The sequence below is a fragment of the Alitiscatomonas aceti genome (assembly GCF_025567195.1).
GTDB classification, from domain to species: Bacteria; Bacillota; Clostridia; order Lachnospirales; family Lachnospiraceae; genus Alitiscatomonas; species Alitiscatomonas aceti.
Genome location: NZ_JAOQJF010000081.1, coordinates 1 through 1,252 on the forward strand (window position 1 = coordinate 1; position 1,252 = coordinate 1,252).

Annotated in this window: 1 protein-coding gene; it reads left to right on the forward strand. The window is 41.1% G+C overall.

Going from position 1 to position 1,252, the window contains the following annotated elements; translation table 11 throughout:
* Nucleotides 1-41: 41 nt before the first annotated feature.
* Nucleotides 42-1,198, forward strand: a protein-coding gene (locus tag OCV69_RS16565; protein WP_158359846.1) for an IS3 family transposase whose coding sequence is annotated in 2 segments (ribosomal slippage) — nucleotides 42-291 and nucleotides 291-1,198 — 1,158 coding nt in all. Because the reading frame shifts where the segments join, the coding sequence is not laid out codon by codon here.
* Nucleotides 1,199-1,252: the final 54 nt, after the last annotated feature.

The following is a 1,252-nucleotide window of genomic DNA, read 5'->3' on the forward strand; positions in this document are numbered from 1 at the left end:
ATAAGATATAATCAATCTTATAAAGAAAAGAGGTACACATTATGCCACAGAGTTACACCCCTGAATTTAAAAAGAAGATTGTCCGCCTTCACGAGGAAGAAGGACGCACTTACAAAAGCATCACTGCTGAATACGGCGTATCCAAAGCCAGTATTTCCAAGTGGTGCAGTGAATTTAGCAAAGAATGCCAAACAAAAGCCCTCGAAAATCCAGATATTCCAAATGAAATGGAACTTATGAAAGAGAATCTCCGATTGCGCAAGGAACTGGAAGAAGCAAAAAAGGAAAATCTCTTCTTAAAAAAAGCAGCGGCATTCTTTGCAAAGGAAATCGATTAGAGGCTTATCGATTTATTGAGCAATATCATGAGTTGTTTGGTCTACGGTGGCTCCTTCGCAGGCTTGAAATCTGTCCAAACGCGTATTATAACTACCGGAAACACAGGAAGGCGGATTATTATGCCAATAAAGCAGAAGTACACGCGCAGATTCAGGAAATCTATCATATCCACAATGGTGTTGATGGTTACCGGAGCATGAAAGTCTATCTGGAACGCAGAGGCTACTCTTACAGTACAGCTACCGTTCATAAATATATGAATACAGAGCTGGGACTCCATTCCATTGTCCGCCCAAAGAAGCCTGAATATGAGCACGGAAAACCGCATAAAATATTCGACAATAAACTTAATCAGGATTTCACAGCAGATGAAATCAACCGGAAATGGTGTACGGATTTTACATATCTGTTCCTTTCGAATCATGAGGTACGCTACAACTGTACCATACTAGATTTGCACGACCGAAGTGTGGTTGCCAGCATTACAGACCGCAGGATCACCAGCAATCTTGCCATTCGAACACTCCAGAAAGCATTGGAATCCCAACCGCCCATCAAAGGTGGCCTGATTTTGCACTCAGATCAGGGATCGCAATTTACATCAAAGGCATTCGTTGAATTCTGCGAGTCAGTAAATGTGACACAGAGTATGAGTAAGGCAGGATATCCGTATGACAATGCACCGATGGAGCGTTACTTTAACACACTGAAAAACGAGTGTACAAATCTATATGAATTTGAAACAGAAAAAGCACTCTATCAAAAAGTAGAAGAATTTGCATATGTTGACTACAATCATGTGCGTCCGCACAGTTTTAATGATTATCGTACACCATACGAAGCCCGGATGGCAGCGTAACTGATTCATGATATTTTTTAGCCACAAGTGTTACAAAAATGCTTGACCACAACA